The sequence below is a fragment of the Glaciibacter superstes DSM 21135 genome (genome assembly GCF_000421145.1).
In the GTDB taxonomy this organism is placed as follows: Bacteria; Actinomycetota; Actinomycetes; order Actinomycetales; family Microbacteriaceae; genus Cryobacterium; species Cryobacterium superstes.
Genome location: NZ_ATWH01000010.1, coordinates 98,541 through 113,536, shown reverse-complemented (window position 1 = coordinate 113,536; position 14,996 = coordinate 98,541). Strand labels below are relative to the sequence as shown.

The 14,996-nt window shown below is 65.9% G+C and carries 15 protein-coding genes; 6 read left to right on the top strand and 9 right to left on the bottom strand.

Annotated elements, in window-relative coordinates; translation table 11 throughout:
• Nucleotides 1–60 precede the first annotated feature (60 nt).
• The 3 genes from K323_RS26325 to K323_RS0114615 are packed head-to-tail and all read left to right on the top strand — an operon-like array spanning nucleotide 61 to nucleotide 3,040.
• Nucleotides 61–1,092, top strand: coding sequence for an ROK family protein (locus tag K323_RS26325; protein ID WP_022886025.1), 1,032 nt, complete (start codon nucleotides 61–63; stop codon nucleotides 1,090–1,092).
• The gene (locus K323_RS0114620) at nucleotides 1,089–1,874 is read left to right on the top strand and encodes a DeoR/GlpR family DNA-binding transcription regulator (RefSeq protein ID WP_022886024.1); all 786 of its coding nucleotides are present in this window, start codon (nucleotides 1,089–1,091) and stop codon (nucleotides 1,872–1,874) included. The genes K323_RS26325 and K323_RS0114620 overlap by 4 nt, the downstream gene beginning before the upstream one ends.
• A complete protein-coding gene (locus K323_RS0114615) occupies nucleotides 1,874–3,040 on the top strand; it encodes an N-acetylglucosamine-6-phosphate deacetylase (protein WP_022886023.1) in 1,167 nt (388 codons plus the stop codon). The genes K323_RS0114620 and K323_RS0114615 overlap by 1 nt, the downstream gene beginning before the upstream one ends.
• A gap of 139 nt (nucleotides 3,041–3,179) precedes the next feature.
• On the opposite strand, the gene K323_RS26320 is transcribed toward K323_RS0114615, so the two are convergent.
• Nucleotides 3,180–4,421 carry an MFS transporter gene (locus K323_RS26320; RefSeq protein ID WP_051147375.1) on the bottom strand — a complete coding sequence of 414 codons (1,242 nt, stop codon included), beginning with the start codon at nucleotides 4,419–4,421 and terminating at the stop codon, nucleotides 3,180–3,182.
• 188 nt (nucleotides 4,422–4,609) lie between these two features.
• Between K323_RS26320 and purU the strand changes: the two genes are divergently transcribed.
• On the top strand, nucleotides 4,610–5,482 hold the full coding sequence (purU, locus tag K323_RS0114605; RefSeq protein ID WP_022886021.1) for a formyltetrahydrofolate deformylase: 873 nt from the start codon (nucleotides 4,610–4,612) through the stop codon (nucleotides 5,480–5,482).
• 24 nt (nucleotides 5,483–5,506) lie between these two features.
• On the top strand, nucleotides 5,507–5,863 hold the full coding sequence (locus tag K323_RS0114600) for a YrdB family protein (RefSeq protein ID WP_022886020.1): 357 nt from the start codon (nucleotides 5,507–5,509) through the stop codon (nucleotides 5,861–5,863).
• 15 nt (nucleotides 5,864–5,878) lie between these two features.
• Here K323_RS0114600 and K323_RS0114595 read toward each other — a convergent pair whose 3' ends face one another.
• The 3 genes from K323_RS0114595 to K323_RS0114580 form a co-directional block, all read right to left on the bottom strand.
• Complete coding sequence (locus K323_RS0114595) at nucleotides 5,879–6,664, bottom strand: glucosamine-6-phosphate deaminase (RefSeq protein ID WP_022886019.1); 786 nt, start codon at nucleotides 6,662–6,664, stop codon at nucleotides 5,879–5,881.
• Nucleotides 6,665–6,765: 101 nt separating this feature from the next.
• Nucleotides 6,766–7,020, bottom strand: coding sequence for a hypothetical protein (locus tag K323_RS28965; RefSeq protein WP_051147374.1), 255 nt, complete (start codon nucleotides 7,018–7,020; stop codon nucleotides 6,766–6,768).
• Between the two features lie 218 nt (nucleotides 7,021–7,238).
• Nucleotides 7,239–7,829, bottom strand: coding sequence for a helix-turn-helix domain-containing protein (locus K323_RS0114580; protein ID WP_026851681.1), 591 nt, complete (start codon nucleotides 7,827–7,829; stop codon nucleotides 7,239–7,241).
• Between the two features lie 66 nt (nucleotides 7,830–7,895).
• On the opposite strand from K323_RS0114580, the gene K323_RS26310 reads away from it, so the two are divergent.
• Nucleotides 7,896–8,885 carry an NAD(P)/FAD-dependent oxidoreductase gene (locus K323_RS26310; RefSeq protein ID WP_022886015.1) on the top strand — a complete coding sequence of 330 codons (990 nt, stop codon included), beginning with the start codon at nucleotides 7,896–7,898 and terminating at the stop codon, nucleotides 8,883–8,885.
• Here the strand turns inward: K323_RS26310 and K323_RS0114570 are convergent.
• The 5 genes from K323_RS0114570 to K323_RS26305 all read right to left on the bottom strand — a co-directional run bounded on the left by K323_RS0114570 (nucleotide 8,838) and on the right by K323_RS26305 (nucleotide 14,939).
• Entirely contained in the window at nucleotides 8,838–10,403 is a 1,566-nt protein-coding gene (locus tag K323_RS0114570; RefSeq protein ID WP_245570993.1) for a glycoside hydrolase family 3 protein, read from the bottom strand. The two genes, K323_RS26310 and K323_RS0114570, sit on opposite strands and share 48 nt — an antisense overlap.
• Entirely contained in the window at nucleotides 10,400–11,302 is a 903-nt protein-coding gene (locus tag K323_RS0114565; protein WP_022886013.1) for a carbohydrate ABC transporter permease, read from the bottom strand. The genes K323_RS0114570 and K323_RS0114565 overlap by 4 nt, the downstream gene beginning before the upstream one ends.
• Nucleotides 11,302–12,294, bottom strand: coding sequence for a carbohydrate ABC transporter permease (locus tag K323_RS0114560; protein WP_022886012.1), 993 nt, complete (start codon nucleotides 12,292–12,294; stop codon nucleotides 11,302–11,304). The genes K323_RS0114565 and K323_RS0114560 overlap by 1 nt, the downstream gene beginning before the upstream one ends.
• An 85-nt stretch (nucleotides 12,295–12,379) precedes the next feature.
• Nucleotides 12,380–13,654 (bottom strand): extracellular solute-binding protein, encoded by a 1,275-nt coding sequence (locus K323_RS0114555; protein WP_022886011.1) that lies wholly within the window; start codon nucleotides 13,652–13,654, stop codon nucleotides 12,380–12,382.
• Between the two features lie 355 nt (nucleotides 13,655–14,009).
• Nucleotides 14,010–14,939, bottom strand: a complete 930-nt coding sequence (locus K323_RS26305) for a hypothetical protein (RefSeq protein ID WP_157509451.1) — start codon at nucleotides 14,937–14,939, stop codon at nucleotides 14,010–14,012.
• Nucleotides 14,940–14,996: the final 57 nt, after the last annotated feature.

Here is a 14,996-nt window from a genome sequence, read left to right as displayed (position 1 = left end):
TAACATGCTGATTAGTTCTGCGTACCGATCACAAACAATCACAGGGAGCGCTCTCGTCTCGTGACCGAAGCTGCTACGCCCGTCACCGACGATGACCACACGCCGCTCCTCGGCCCCGGGCAAGCCGTTGTCGCCTTCGATGTCGGCGGCACCGATACAAAATCCGCACTCTTCGACGACGCCGGACGGATGCTCGGACTGAAGCGCACGCAGACTCCGCATCACGCCGGAGAGACGGCGAACGCCGTGCTGGATCTCGTGCAGGAGCTCACCGCGCGCTACGCCATCGACTTCCCGTCCGTCGACCCTGTGGCCGCAGGACTGATCGCGCCCGGACTCGTCGATGACGATCTCGGCATCGCGCTCCAGGCGGCGAACCTCGACTGGAAGGATGTGCCGTTCAAGCAACTCGTCCAGGCACGCCTCGGGCTCCCGGCGTCGTTCTCGCATGATGTTCGTGCTGCCGGCGAAGCCGAGTTCCGGCTGGGTGCTGCGCAGCCATACCGAGACGTCGTGGTGATCGTGATCGGCACCGGCCTCGCCGGCTCCATATTCATCGACGGCCGCGCTCACATCGCACACGGATACGCTGGGGAGATCGGCCATGCGATCGTCGATCCCAACGGCTTCCCGTGCAGCTGCGGCGCACGGGGCTGCCTCGAAACCATCGCATCGGCCGGGGCGATCGCGCGCCGCTACCAGTCGCTCACCGGCATCCGGCCCGATGGCGCCCGTGACGTGCTCGCCCGCGCGCAGGTCGGCGACGACGCTGCCACCCAGGTCTGGGAGAGCGCGCTTGACTCCCTCGCCGTCAGCATCGCCCAGTTGACGGCCTTCCTTGCGCCAGAGGCCGTCGTGATAGGAGGCGGTCTCGCGCAAGCGGGGGACGCACTGTTCACGCCGCTCCGGCACCGCGTCGACGAGCTACTCAGCTTTCACCGCCGGCCAGTGCTCCTCCCGGCGCGGATCGGCCAGAATGCCGGGCTGATCGGCGCTGCTCTCCGGGCGCGCGACACGGTCGGTGGTCCCGGTGTCACTGGCGAAACCCGGCAGGCGGAGAGCGCACCGTCCACCGACAAGGGAGCCGCATGAATCGTGCTGAGCGCCTGAACTCCGTGCTCGACCTCCTGTCCGAGACCGGCCAGCTCGACGTCGACGACATCATCACCAAACTCGGCGTCTCCGCCGCCACCGCGCGCAGGGACCTCGACCACCTGGCGAGCCAGCAGCTGCTCACCCGCACCCGCGGAGGGGCTATCGGTCAGTCCGTGGCCTATGACCTGCCCATCCGCTACAAGCGAGAACAGCACGCGCCAGAGAAGCAGCAGATCGCGCTCGCGGCGAGCGCGCTGGTGCCGCGTGGCGCCGTCATCGGCTTGTGCGGCGGCACGACGAGTACCGCGATAGCGACCGCCCTTAGTGCACGACCGGACATCATGGAGGCCTCGCCGCACTTCACGCTGACAGTCGTCACCAACGCCATCAACATCGCTGCACAACTCGCGATGCGGCCCCAGATCAAGACCGTCGTGACGGGCGGCGTCGTCCACCCGCGCTCCTATGAGCTCGTGGGGCCGTACAGCGACGTCGTCCTCGAGAGGATCACCATGGACATCGCCTTCCTCGGCGTGAACGGCATCGATCCGGTGCTCGGCGCCACCGTGCACGACGAGAGGGAGGCCGCTGTCAATATCTTGATGGCCCGCAGGGCCACCCGCGCGATCGTGGTGGCGGATTCCAGCAAGATCGGCCGCACCGCGTTCGCTGCCATGGGCGGTTCCGGCCTCTTCGGCATGCTCATCACCGATGACGGAATCACGGCAGACCAGCTCTCGGCGTTCGCCGACAACGACATCGAAGTGATCGTCGGCTGATGGCACCGCAGAGCGTGATCCACTCCGCCCGTCTCGTCTCGGCCGGCACCGTCACCGCCGACGCCTGGGTGGCCTTCGACGGCGACACCGTTTCACGGGTGGGCATCGGCGACGGATGGCGCGACGTGGCCGATGTGGGCACGCGCGGTTCAGGCACGATAACGGATGCTGCTGGCCGTTGGCTCACCCCCGGATTCATCGACATTCATTGCCACGGGGCAGGCGGTGCCGCGTTCGACGACGGGGCCGACGGCATCCGTACCGCACTGGCGGTGCATCGCAGGCATGGCAGCACGCGATCGGTTCTCTCGCTGGTTACCGCGAGCCAGGCCGATCTCGAAGCGCGGCTGGCCGTCATCGCCGATGTCGCGGAGAGCGACCAGCTGGTGCTGGGAGCGCACCTCGAGGGCCCGTTCCTCGACGACACCTTCCGCGGTGCGCATGATCCTGCCCTGCTGCGAGCGCCGGACGCCGATTCGGTGAGGAGGTTGCTCGATGCCGGACGCGGGCGAATCTGCCAGGTGACTCTCGCACCGGAACTGCCAGGAGCCGAGGAGGCGATCGCTGCTTTCACGGGTGCAGGTGTCGCCGTGGCTGTCGGACACAGCGCCGCAGACTATGAAACCACCCTGCGAGCGTTCGAGGCTGGGGCATCGATACTGACGCATGCCTTCAACGGCATGCGCGGCATCCATCATCGTGCGCCTGGCCCGGTTGCGGCCGCAACCCGTTTTCCCGGGGTGATCCTCGAGGTCATCAATGACGGCGTGCACGTGCACCCTGAGGTGGTGCGCCTGGCGTTCGCGGGTGCACCGGGGCGCATCGCGCTGGTGTCCGATGCGATGGCGGCGACCGGAGCGGCAGACGGGCTCTACGACCTCGGAACCCTCTCCGTCACCGTCACCGATGGTGTTGCCCGGCTCACCGACGGCGGGTCGATCGCGGGCTCGACGCTCACCCTCGACGTTGCGCTGCGGCGAGCTGTCGCCGACGTTGGGGTGCGGATCGAGGATGCCGTCACCGCCGTCACCGAGACACCGGCCAGGGCCGTCGGGCGCAGCCACGATCTCGGTCTGCTCGCGGTCGGCTATGCGGCCGACGCCGTTCTCCTCGACGACGATCTCACCGTGCAGGCGGTCTTCGCCGCCGGCGCTCTGCTCACCTGAGTCGCGCTCGCTCGCGGCACGCGGTACACAACTGCTGGAATATTCGGCCGGGACAGCGAAATCGGCTCGATTCAGGGCCCTCAGGCGAAAATTACAGCGGTTGTGAACACGACCGTGTCGAATCGAGACCGCCTCGGGGTCAGAGCCTGGCGCGGCGGCGGATGAGGACGTCTGTCACCAGAACGAGCGCGAGTGCCACGACCAGGATTCCGAGGTAGACGAACGGCACGATCTCCAGACCGACGGCATCGAGCAGCACCGCTCCGAGCAGCGCGCCTCCGCCGATTCCGAGGTTGAACGCGGTCGTGTAGAACGCGCTGGCGGTGTCACGGATGCGCACGGATGCTGCGTGCAGCAACCGCGTCTGCAACAACGGCGGCAGTGCCCCGAAGGCAAGTCCCCAGAGCATGAACGCCACGATAGCGACCGGGAGATTCGCCGTGAAGACGGCAAGGGCTGCGACGCCGATCGCACTGACCACAATCGCGACCACGAGTCCCAACTGAGGCCGCGGCCCGAAGACCGTGCCGGCGATGACCAGCCCGCCGGCCCCGGCGACCCCGTACGCGAACAGCAGCGGAGCCACCGCGGCGGTCGGGGCGCCGAGGCCGTCGATGAGGAAGGGCGCAACGTAGGTGTAGAAGGTGTAGTGACCGACCATAATGAGACCGGTAATGCAGCAGATCAGCGCGACGGCCGTGATGGTCGGGTCTCGGCGGGAGCCTGCCGCGGCCGGGCCCACCGCTATGGCACCCGTCGTCGTATTCGGTGCCGCTGCTCCATAGTGGTCGACCGGTGGCAGGAACCGCCACACCAGGAGCGCCCCGATCAGCATGAGAACCGCGAGCATCACGAACGACAGCTGCCATCCGAGGACATGCCCGGCCGCAGTCGCGATCGGAACACCGAAGACGAAGGCCAGGGTTCCGCCTGCGATGGTGATGGAGACAGCCCGGCCGATCTGCTCCTTGGGGACGAGATGAGCAGCGTATGCACCGACGACGGCCCAGAACAGCCCGTGGGCCATGCCGCCGACGACGCGGGAGGCGATGACGAATTCGTAACTCGGTGCGATGGCGGTGAGCACGTTGCTGATCGCGAAGACGATGAGCACCCCGACGACCAGGCCGTGCCGCGGCATCCGTCTGGTGAGGTGGGTCAGGGCGGTGCTGGTGAGCACGACCGTGAAAGCGAACCAGGTCACGAGCAGTCCGACTTGAGACTCGCTGACCCCCAGGGATTCGCTCATATCCGGCAGCAGACCGGTCGGCAACATCTCCGAGGTGACCGAGAGGAACACGGCCGCCGACAGGGTGATCAGGCCGAGCCAGGGAAAAGGCTTCGACGTTGTGGCGGGATGCTGTGACACAGCTTTTGACATGATGAACGCTCACGGACGGCGGATCCGCCGCTCACTCAATTGGGAGCAGGTACGGGATCGACTTCGCGCCAGCGTGCGCGCCCGGGGCCGATGTTGATCCATCGACCGTCGCCCAGTCTAGATGAACACCCTGCCTCCGGCATACGCCCGGGGTCCGGCCTGCGTCCGGCTCCCGGTATTCTGGGCGGATGACTCCTTCCGCACCGCACGAGGCGCTGCACCACTGGGTGATCTCACTGGTGTGCCCAGACCAGCCGGGCATCGTGCACGCGGTGAGCGGCGCGATCGTATCGGCCCGCGGCAACATCACCGAGAGCCAGCAGTTCTCCAGCGCTGACACCGGCCGGTTCTTCATCCGCCTTCAGGTGGAATCACCGGCTGGCCGCGATGAGATCCAGTCGGCCCTCGACCCGGTGATCGCGCGCTATGGCATGCATGCCATCGTCGACGTCGTCGGCAGGCCGCTGCGCACGCTTGTTCTGGCCTCCACAGCCGGGCACTGCGTCAATGACCTGTTGTTCCGCCAGCGGGCAGGGCAGCTGCCGGTACAGATTCCCCTGGTGCTCAGCAATCACGGAACGCTGCGCGACCTGGTGGGCTTCTACAGCGTGCCGTTCGAGTCGTTGCCGATAACGGATGCCGCGAGCAAGTCAGCCTTCGAGGCCCGCGTGGTTGAGGCGGTCGAGAAGCACGACATCGAGCTGGTGGTGCTGGCGCGGTACATGCAGATCCTCTCGCCGGAACTGTGTGCGCGGCTCGAGGGCATGGCGATCAACATCCACCACTCGTTCCTGCCGGGGTTCAAGGGGGCGAACCCGTACAAGCAGGCGCACGCCCGCGGGGTGAAGCTGATCGGGGCGACGGCGCACTTCGTGACCAGCGACCTCGACGAGGGCCCGATCATCGAGCAGAACGTGGTGCGCGTTGACCACTCCCGCACGGCGAGCGAACTGGTGGCGATCGGGCAAGACGAGGAGAGCCGCACGCTCAGCCAGGCGGTCAAGTGGTTCGCAGAGAACCGGGTGCTGCAAGACGGCGCCCGCACCATCATCTTCAAGTAGCCAGTGCCCGGGTAGACTTGGGCGGTGACGAGCCAGCGTGAAGAAGTGAAGATCGGCCCGAACGACATCCTGAGATTTGTGCTCGAACTGTTCGCGTTCGTGAGCCTCGGCCTCTGGGGTTTCCTGGCGTGGCCGCTCCCCTGGCCCGGTGTCCTCATCGGCATCGGCGCGCCGGTACTGGCCATCCTGGTCTGGGCGCTGTTCCGCTCTCCCAAGGCTGTCTTCCGGCTCGACCCATTCGGCAAGGCCATCATCGAGATTTTCGTCTTCGGCGCTGCAGCCCTGGCCTGGTGGGACCTCGGCCAGCCCATCGTCGCCGTCGTCTTCGCGGTTGTCGCCACCGCCAGCGGAGTGATCTCCGGGCGCAGAGAACTCAGCTGAGACGCTTCCGGGTTCTCAGATGCCCTGCCAGGCCGGCTTGTTCGCCCAGGCGTGACGGTAGTAATCGAGGTTCGCAAGCCGGCTCGCGGCCGCCTCGTCGATGACGACGGTCACGTGTGGATGCAACTGAATTGCCGAGCCGGGAGCACTCGCCGTCATCGGTCCTTCGACAGCCGCGGCAACAGCATCCGCCTTCGCCTCGCCGAACGCGAGCAGCACCAGGTGCCTGGCCCGGCGGATCGTGCCGAGCCCCTGGGTGATGCAGTGCATCGGAACGTCATCAGGCGATGAGAAGAACCGCGCGTTGTCGGCTCTGGTCTCTTCTGTGAGCGTCTTGACGCGGGTCAGCGACGCAAACGAGGAGCCCGGCTCATTGAAGCCGATGTGCCCTGTGCGGCCGATGCCGAGGATCTGCACGTCGACACCACCGGCATCCAGGATCGCCTGCTCGTAATCGCGACCCGCCGACTCGATGGTCTCGAGATTGCCGTTTGGCACCTGGATGTTCTGCGGGGTGAGACCGATCGGCTCGACGACGTCGCGGGTGATCACGGCCCGATAACTCTGTGGGTGGCCCTCTGGCAGCCCGACGTATTCATCGAGCGCGAAGCCGCGAACGAGCGTGACGTCGAGCGGGGTGCGATGAACGGATGCCGCCAGCGCGCTGTAGACGGGAAGCGGCGTCGATCCCGTTGCCAGCCCGAGTACGGCATCCGGCCTGGCTTCAATGAGGCTGCGCAGCGATTCCGCGACGAGCTCCCCCGCCGCGGCGGCGTTTTCAACGATGACGACTTCAGCCACTACACGCTCCCAACGAGGCGACAACGATTGTCGCTGCAAGAATCCTACTGGTTTCAATCACATTCGATCACTTCGCCACCGCCCCACCGGTAGATCGGGGCTCACGCTCGGCTCGACGGGCCCCGACCATGGTCGCGGCTTGTCGCCTCAGCGGGGTGAGGTGGAACAGCCGTTCCAAGCAACCGATCAAGGACGCGGTCGATGAGTCGGATGGCGGTATCCGCAGAGTAGTGACCGGGAAGCATGCCCTGGCTCAGCCCGCTGATTGTGGCCAGAATCAGGTCACTGTCGAGTTCCGGGTCGATGGTCTGCAGCGCTGGATCGAGTTCGAGCGCGCGTCTGAGCTGGTCCGGCACTAATCGCACGAGAGCTCGCGGAGCGCCCAATGTAGTATCCGGATCTGCGTTCACCCCTGTCAATGCCGCTGCATGAAAGGCCCCGAGCACGATGGCGTCCTCACGGCGTTGGTCATCGAGCGGCAGTCACGGCCGAAGGCAAACGTGCCTCCCGCCCTGATCGCCGCTTCGGTGACCCGCGGCAGGCAGGCAGGCTGAGCGCCTCGTTCGGCTTCACGTCACCCGCCTGGCCGGTTCGGACGCGCGCGAACATGCACCCGTTCGCCTTGGCGACCGAACAGACTGAGGAACTCGACGTCCCCGGATCCTGCCCTGCCGAACCAGTGCGGCGTGTGCGTGTCGAACTCCGCGGCCTCACCGGCGGTCAGGACAAAATCGTGCTCTCCGAGCACCAGCCGCAGGCGACCGCGAATCACATACATCCACTCGTAGCCTTCGTGCGTCTGCGGGTTCGGCTCCCCGACCGGGGTGCCGGCGGCGATGACATGCTTGAACGCCTGGAGCCCCTGCGATCCGCGACTCAAGGGCACGATCGTCATCCCGTGATGCACCACAGGCTTCAGATGAATCCGCGGATCGCCCGTCGCCGGCGCCCCGACCAGGTCATCGAGCGGAACCCGATAGATGCGCGCAAGCGGCAGGAGCAACTCCAGGTTGGGGCGGCGCTGCCCAGACTCCAGTCGTGACAGTGTGCTCACCGAGATGCCAGTCGAAGCAGAGATGTCGCCCAGCGTCGCCTTTCGGTTCAGCCGGAGGGCTTTGAGCCTCGTGCCGACAAGGGTGAGAACTTCCTCTGTGGATTCGTCCATGATCACAGTTTGCCACATCAGCAAGTGGGCTTGCCAAACGATACTCGACAGCTGGAACATGAAGACATGAATACCCCAAGCGGCGACACCATTTACGACGTGATCATCATCGGCGGCGGCCCGGCCGGGCTGAGCGCTGCCATTGCACTCGGTCGATCCAGTCGCTCCGTCCTGATAATCGACTCAGGCAGGCCCCGGAACGCGCCGGCCGCCGGAGTGCACAACTTCCTCACTCGCGACGGCGTGAGTCCCGCCGAGTTGCTGGCCACCGGCCGCGCTGAGGCCGCGACCTATGGCGCACACCTGGTCGAGGCGACGGCGACGGCCGCGAGTCGAAGGGATGACGGCTTCCGGGTGATTCTCGATGACGGCACCTCCGTACAGGGCCGCCGACTCCTCGTGGCAACCGGCCTCGTCGACGAGCTTCCCGACATCCTCGGCCTCACAGAGCGCTGGGGCAACGACGTGTTGCACTGCCCCTACTGCCATGGCTGGGAAGTGCGGGGCCGTTCCATCGGTATTCTCGCCACCGGACCGATGGCCATGCACCAGGCCCAGCTGTTCCGTCAGTTGAGCCAGAGCGTCACGTTCTTCCTCCACGCCGCCCCTGAGCCGTCTGCTGAGGAGCTCGAAGAACTGGCCGCGCGCGGCATCCGTGTGGTCAGCGGCCGCGTCGAATCGCTGACCGTCACGCGCGACGCACTCACCGGCGTGTTGATGGAGGACGGAACAGAGCACCAGATCGACGCGCTCGTCGTTGCTCCTACTTTCACGGCTCGCGCCGGTGTGCTGACCGACCTCGGTTTGGAAGCCACAGCGCACCCGTTCGGGGTCGGCACGCACGTGGAATCCGACGAGGTGGGCCAGACCGCGGTTCCTGGTGTCTGGGCGGTGGGCAACGTCACCGACCTCATGGCGCAGGTGGTCACGTCCGCCGCTGCCGGGCTGAAGGCCGGCGCCACCATCAATGCCGACCTCATCGCCGAAGAGGTGCGCGCCGCCGTCGCCTCAGCGCGAGGACAGCAGGTTGAGCAAGGAGCGCCCGACCAGGCGTGAGGCCCCGAAGGTGGCGATGTCGGCGTAGGCGCGGTCGTCGCTCGGCCAGCCCATGTCGACGACGAGCACCTCGCGCCCCTCGGCGCGGAGCCGATCGATGAGTTCACTCGCCCAGGCATGACGGTGGTTGTCTTTGCCGACGACGAGCACCGGGGCAAACGACGCAAGTACCACGTCGCTGTCTGAGCGACCCGTGCAAGCGACAATCGGGCGATCTCCCCACTCCTCGGCGATCTGTGAGGTCGGGTTGGCCACGAGTTCGGCGAACGGCCCCCACGGTGCACCGCCGACGGCGATGTTGGCCACAGTATCCAAACGGATGACGGAGCAGGTGCGCGGCGGATCCGCGAGCCACGCATTTCCCCGTTCACCGACCTCGAACGTCGCCGATATCTGGCCGAGGTCGAATTCTGGCTCGTCATTCTTGATGTATTCCGGAATGGGAATGCGAATCGCCGCTGCAGCAGAATCCTCGGCGAGGGCCAAAACGCGGCCGGCCGCCTCGGCCACCCGTGCCCTGGTGAGTTCACCGGCATCGATGGCCGCGAGCACCCGCTCCTCGATCTCGTGCAGCTGCGCATCCGTGTTCGCCGTGCCTATACAGAGGAGGTCGCACCCCGCCGCGAGGGCGGTCGCGGCCGCCCCAGCAATTCCGAGCACGCCGCTCGCCCCCGTCATGTCGAGGGCGTCGGTCACGATGACTCCGTCGAAACCGAGCTCGTCGCGAAGGAGTCCCTGAACGATCCTCCGCGACAGAGTGGCCGGGTTCACCTGGTCGATCCGCGGAAGCAGGATGTGGGAGGTCATCACGGTCTTCGCGCCGGCGGCGATGGCCGCGCGAAACGGCAACAACTCACGCAACCGCAGCTCATCAAGGCCGACATCGACGATCGGAACAGCGAGGTGCGAGTCCTGCGCGGTGTCGCCATGACCTGGAAAGTGCTTCGGGCTTGCCGCGATGCCGGTGGACTGCAGACCGCTGACCCAGGCCGCGCCGTGCGCGCCCACTCGCTCGGCGACTGTGCCGAAACTGCGCACCCCGATCACCGGGTTGTCCGGGTTCGAGTTGATGTCGACATCCGGCGCGAACGTCATCGTGCACCCGGCCGCGCGCAACTCCCAGCCGACCATTCTACCGATCTCCTTTGTGCGGCCGATGTCATCCAGCCGCCCGAGTATCGCGTTCCCGGGGTACGGCGATCCCGAATCGTAATAGAGCCGGGTGACATCGCCACCCTCCTCGTCGATCGCAATGACAGCAAGCGGGTTGGCGGCACGGATGTCGTCGGTCAGGTCGCGAAGCTGAGCCCAGGAGACGATGTTCGGGCCGAAGATGCACACGGCACCGAGCCCGTCACGCAGTCGCTGTGCCAGCCATTCAGGCAGGGTCGTTCCGGCAAAACCGGGCATCAGGGTGGTGGCGATCTGCCGGCGCAGAGCTGCCGGATCGACCTCGGCCTCCCCTGCACTCATCCCCTCACCACTCATCCCCGCACCGCTCATCCCTTCACCGCTCATCCCTTCACCGCGCCGGCCACGAGTCCACTGGTCATACGTCCCTGAACAATGAGGAAGAAGATAATCACCGGGATGGCCATCAGCGTCGAGCCTGCCATGATCGCCGCCCAGTTGGTAGTGCCTGTCAGCGTCTGGAAGGTGCGGAGCCACACCGGCAGTGTCATCATCTCCGGCCGGGAGTTCACGACGAGAGCGAGGAGGAACTCGTTCCAGGCCTGAATGAACCCGAACACCCCGGTAGCCACCAGCCCGGGCGCGAGCAGGGGGAAGGTGATGCGCCAAAACGCCCCGGTTCGACTGAGCCCGTCGATCATGCCTGCCTCCTCGAGGTCGGCCGGCACACCGTTGACGAAGCCCCTGAGGGTCCAGATCGTGAACGGCAGCACCGTCGCCACATAGACGAAGGTCAGGCCGGCGATGGTGTTCAGCAGGCTCCAGTCATCGAGCACCCGATAGGTGGAGACGATCATGGCCTCCGCTGGGATCATCTGCACGATCAGGATGGCGAGAATGAACCCCTTCCTGCTGCGGAACCGGAACCTGGTCACAGCGAGGGAGGCGAGGAACGCGAAGACGAGTGCGATGGCCACGGTCAGGATCGTGACAATGAGCGAGTTGCCGAGCGCGGGCAGGAACGGGGTACGACCGGGATCGAACAGCACGGTCTCGTAGTTGCGCAGCGTGAAGTTGTCTGGCCAGAAGTGCAGCACAGACCCGCGAATCTCATTGTTCGGCTGGAATGACGTGTTCACCATCCAGTAGACGGGGAACACGCTGGCCAGGAAGATCACGACGGCGAGCACGCTCAGCAGTGCGCTCGACCAGCGCCTGCGAGCCTTGTACCGACGCGGGCGGGCGACGGATGCCGCAGGGGCACGCCGGGTGGAAGTGGCAGTCATCACAGCTCCTCGTCCTTGATGCTCTGGCGCACGTAATAGAGCGAGATCGCCATCATGATGATCACCGTGATGACCGCGATCGCGCCGCCGATGCCGTACTGCCCGGTGCCGATCGACACCTGGTAGATGTAGGTGCCGAGGGTGTTGGTCTGGTCTTTGATTCCGCCGATGCCCTGCAGAGCGAAGATCTGGGTGAAGACCCGCAGGTCCCAGATCACCTGCAGGATGATGACCACCAGGAAGATCGATTTGAGGTACGGATAGATGATCAGGCGAAACCGGGCGAAGGAGTTCGCGCCGTCGAGCTGCGAGGCCTCGAGCACTTCGTCCGGCACCTGGGTGAGGCCGGCGTAGACGGTGAACGCGACGAACGGCACCGCACCCCAGATGACGATGATGGCCGCGACGAAGAAGAAGCTGAGCGGGTTGATCAGCCAGGAGTGCTGAACGAAATCGAGGCCGAAGGCGTTCACCAGAACGTTGTTGACGACGCCGTAGTCGGTGTCGAAGATCCAGCCCCAGACGATGGTCGCGGTGAGGGCAGGCATCGCCCAGGCCAGGAGCAGCCCGACCGAAAGCAGGAGCCGAAAGAACCTGCCCAAGCGCATCATCATGAGGGCGATCAGGGTGCCAAGAATCATGGTCGCCACCACACAGACTGCACAGAAGGCGAAGCTGCGCAGCAGCACCTGCCAGAACGCCTCGTCGATGAGGATCTTCGCGTAGTTGTCAAGCCCGATGAACGGCGCTGGCGCCCCGAACACCTGGGCGCGGCCGAAGTCCTGGAACGACATGATGAACAGCTGGATCAACGGCCAGCCGATGATGGCCGCGAGCACGGCAACCGACGGCACGAGCAGCATGTACGGCGTGAGTCCGCCGGCGCGCTTTCGCCGACCCGAACGCGCCGGCGGCGGCTCGGGAGCGATGATGCGCTCGTCGGTAACGGCGCTGGGCGCAGCCTCATGTGCGGAGGTGAGCGAGGTCATCATGACTCCAGGATGGATCGGTGACTCCGGGCAGAAAGACAGGGTGACGGATGCCCGGCCGAGCCAGCTCGGCCGGGCATCCGTTCTCCTAACCGTTCAGGATCGACTCGATCTTCTCGTCGGCTTCGGTGGCGAGCTGCTCCACGTCGCCGCCCTGCGCGATCTTCACGAACAGGTCGGTCAACAGGCCGCTGGCCTCCACGTCTGCCCACTTCGGCGATGCCGGAGTGAGCTTGGCGTTGCCTGCGGCTTCGGTGGTCGCGAGGGCCACCTCGTCGGTGCCGAGCGTGCTGGCGAGCGACAGCTTGGCCGGCACCAGGCCGTTCTCACCGTAGATGGTTTGGAACTCGTCGCTCAGGATGATCTCCAGCGCCTTGGTGGCCAGTTCGGGGTGTGCCGACTTCGCTGACACCGCGACATTCGATCCACCGGCGAAGACCTGGGCCGCGCCGCCGTCGATGCCCGGCAGGGCATAGACGCCGAGGTTGGCTTCCTGCTCTGGGCAGCCGGGCGTCTCGGCATCCGCCGGCGCCAGGATCGACCACTTCACCCAACTGGGAGCGGACAGCTGGAGCGTGGTGCCGTCGCAGAAGCCGACCTGCGGGTTGGTCTCCTGACCATCCTTCGGCGCGGCCGATGCGGTGGTCATGACCTGCTGCACCTGCTCGAGCCCGGCCATGGATTCAGCGGACGACAGCTGCGCATCCCACTCCTCGCCGTCTGGCACGGCAATCTCTCCGCCGTTCTCCCAGATATAGGGGAGGGCGTTGTACCAGTCCTGCCCAGGCCACCAGATGCCCGACTTGCCGGGGTTGGCCGCCGCAAGGGCCTCGCCCCCGGCGATGTACTCGTCGAGTGTGGCCGGCACACCCAGGCCTGCGGCGGTGGCGGCCTCCTTGTTGTAGAACACCAGGCGCGCGCCGGAGTAGAGGGGCGCGGCATAGAACTTGTCATCGTAGGTGCCGGCCTCGACGAAGCCGGGCAGCAGGTCGTCGCCGCCGAGCGCCTCGTACTTGTCGGTGAGGTCGAGGAACGCGCCTGCGGAGGTGAACGCGGATGCCTGGGTGTTGCCGACCTCGACCACGTCCGGGCTGTCACTGCCGGAGAGGTTGGTGGTCAGCTTGTCGACCAGGCCGGTCCAGGACTGCTCTTCGATGGTGAGGGTGCTGCCCGGGTTCCCTTCCTCGAAGGTGGTCTTCAGGTACTCGCGCGCGGCATCCGGGGTATCGGTGCCGACCAGCCAGACGCGGATCTCTGCGCCGTCACCGGCATCCTCGCCAGACGCGGCATTGGTTCCGGCTGCACATCCGGCCAGTGCCAGTACGGCAACCGCGCCGAGTGCGACAAGAGGGAGTTTCTTCATGAGCGTTGTTTCCTTTCTCAATCGATGGTGTCAACGGAATTGCTGGCACCCATGGTGCGAACGGGACGTTACGTGACCTGCGAGTTGTGAGGCTTCGATGAGTTCTGCGTCGAACTCCGCGGGCCGGGCAGCAACTTCGCGGTGGTGCGTAGAGCACGAGAGTGAACCCGTCGCTGGGCATCCGTTGCCGTCCTGTTTGTTAGTAAAGCTTACGAATTAATTCAGCGCAACCCCCGCTGCCCGTTTTACCGTGCCGTGACCTCCCGCCTCGAGCCTCACCTCTCGACCGCCCGAGCTGTCGTGAGGGGTCACAAAGTGCGCGGTTTCGGCCCAAAAGAGAGCACTTTGCGTCCCCTCAGCGGTGCAGCGCCGCCGGATACAGGGCCAGAGCGTCACGGATCAGCTGGAGCAGCACGTGACGGTCGCGCAGTTCGTCAGCGGCAATCTCTATGACATGCCAGCCAGCGGCGGCCAGCCGGGCGATTCTCGTTCGATCCTTCCGCCACCGTTCGGGCTCTGTGCGGTGATAATCGCCCTGGTATTCGAAGATCACCCGATGTGCGGGAAAGCAGAGGTCCGCCGAAGCAATCTTGACGCCGCGAGCGTCCCAGATCGGATAGTTGGCGTGGAGACCGGAGATCCCGGCGCGCACGATCGTGACGCGAATGACCGACTCCGGCGGAGAATCCGCTCGATCGTCAAGAAGGTCCAGTGCCTCGAGTAGACGCGCTCGGCCCCGACGGCCTGGGTGGGCGGCCACCGCGGCGGCCAGTTCCTCGCGGCTGGCCAGCGGCTGTCGGTGGTGGATGATGTAGTCGCCGGCAGCGACCAGGTCCTCTAGGTCGAGCACGGATGCGAGGTCGCACCACGTTCTGGCCAACGTGGTCACGCGCAGACCACCCCAGTCGCGCAGATCGCTCGGACTCAACTGCAGCTTGTGGCCCACAGCTCCCACCACACGGCACGCGCGCATCGGTGCCGCAACACCGATGTGGAGCTCCACCGCCTTGCTGAGCCTCAGCGGGAGCGGAATACCCATGATCAGGGCCGCCGTCACGCCGCTGAAGAATGCGCCAGGCGGCATCCGTAACTGCAACGCTCTCGCTCGGTCGGTCACTGCAACAAGCGGCACTACCGAACGGATTCCGTGGAACGGCTTCTGCAGGTCTCGTCCGCGAAGCCTGCCCTTGCCGACGCCCCTGGCTGCGGCTTCCCTGGTGGTGAATGCGCCAGTGGTGAATGCGCCGGTGTACAGGCCGCGCGGCAGGGGCTCAAGGGGATTCACGCGTCCAGAGTGCACCATCACCGTCCGCGGGCGCGGAAGTTATCCACAGGCTCCAGC

Excerpts from the sequence above, each read along its gene's own strand:
- K323_RS0114620 (WP_022886024.1), top strand. The coding sequence starts at position 1,089 with ATGAATCGTGCTGAGCGCCTGAACTCCGTGCTCGACCTCCTGTCCGAG.
- K323_RS0114615 (WP_022886023.1), top strand. The coding sequence starts at position 1,874 with ATGGCACCGCAGAGCGTGATCCACTCCGCCCGTCTCGTCTCGGCCGGC.
- K323_RS26320 (WP_051147375.1), bottom strand. The coding sequence starts at position 4,421 with ATGTCAAAAGCTGTGTCACAGCATCCCGCCACAACGTCGAAGCCTTTT.
- purU (WP_022886021.1), top strand. The coding sequence starts at position 4,610 with ATGACTCCTTCCGCACCGCACGAGGCGCTGCACCACTGGGTGATCTCA.
- K323_RS0114580 (WP_026851681.1), bottom strand. The coding sequence starts at position 7,829 with ATGGACGAATCCACAGAGGAAGTTCTCACCCTTGTCGGCACGAGGCTC.
- K323_RS26310 (WP_022886015.1), top strand. The coding sequence starts at position 7,896 with ATGAATACCCCAAGCGGCGACACCATTTACGACGTGATCATCATCGGC.
- K323_RS0114570 (WP_245570993.1), bottom strand. The coding sequence starts at position 10,403 with ATGAGCGGTGAAGGGATGAGCGGTGCGGGGATGAGTGGTGAGGGGATG.
- K323_RS0114565 (WP_022886013.1), bottom strand. The coding sequence starts at position 11,302 with ATGACTGCCACTTCCACCCGGCGTGCCCCTGCGGCATCCGTCGCCCGC.
- K323_RS0114560 (WP_022886012.1), bottom strand. The coding sequence starts at position 12,294 with ATGATGACCTCGCTCACCTCCGCACATGAGGCTGCGCCCAGCGCCGTT.
- K323_RS0114555 (WP_022886011.1), bottom strand. The coding sequence starts at position 13,654 with ATGAAGAAACTCCCTCTTGTCGCACTCGGCGCGGTTGCCGTACTGGCA.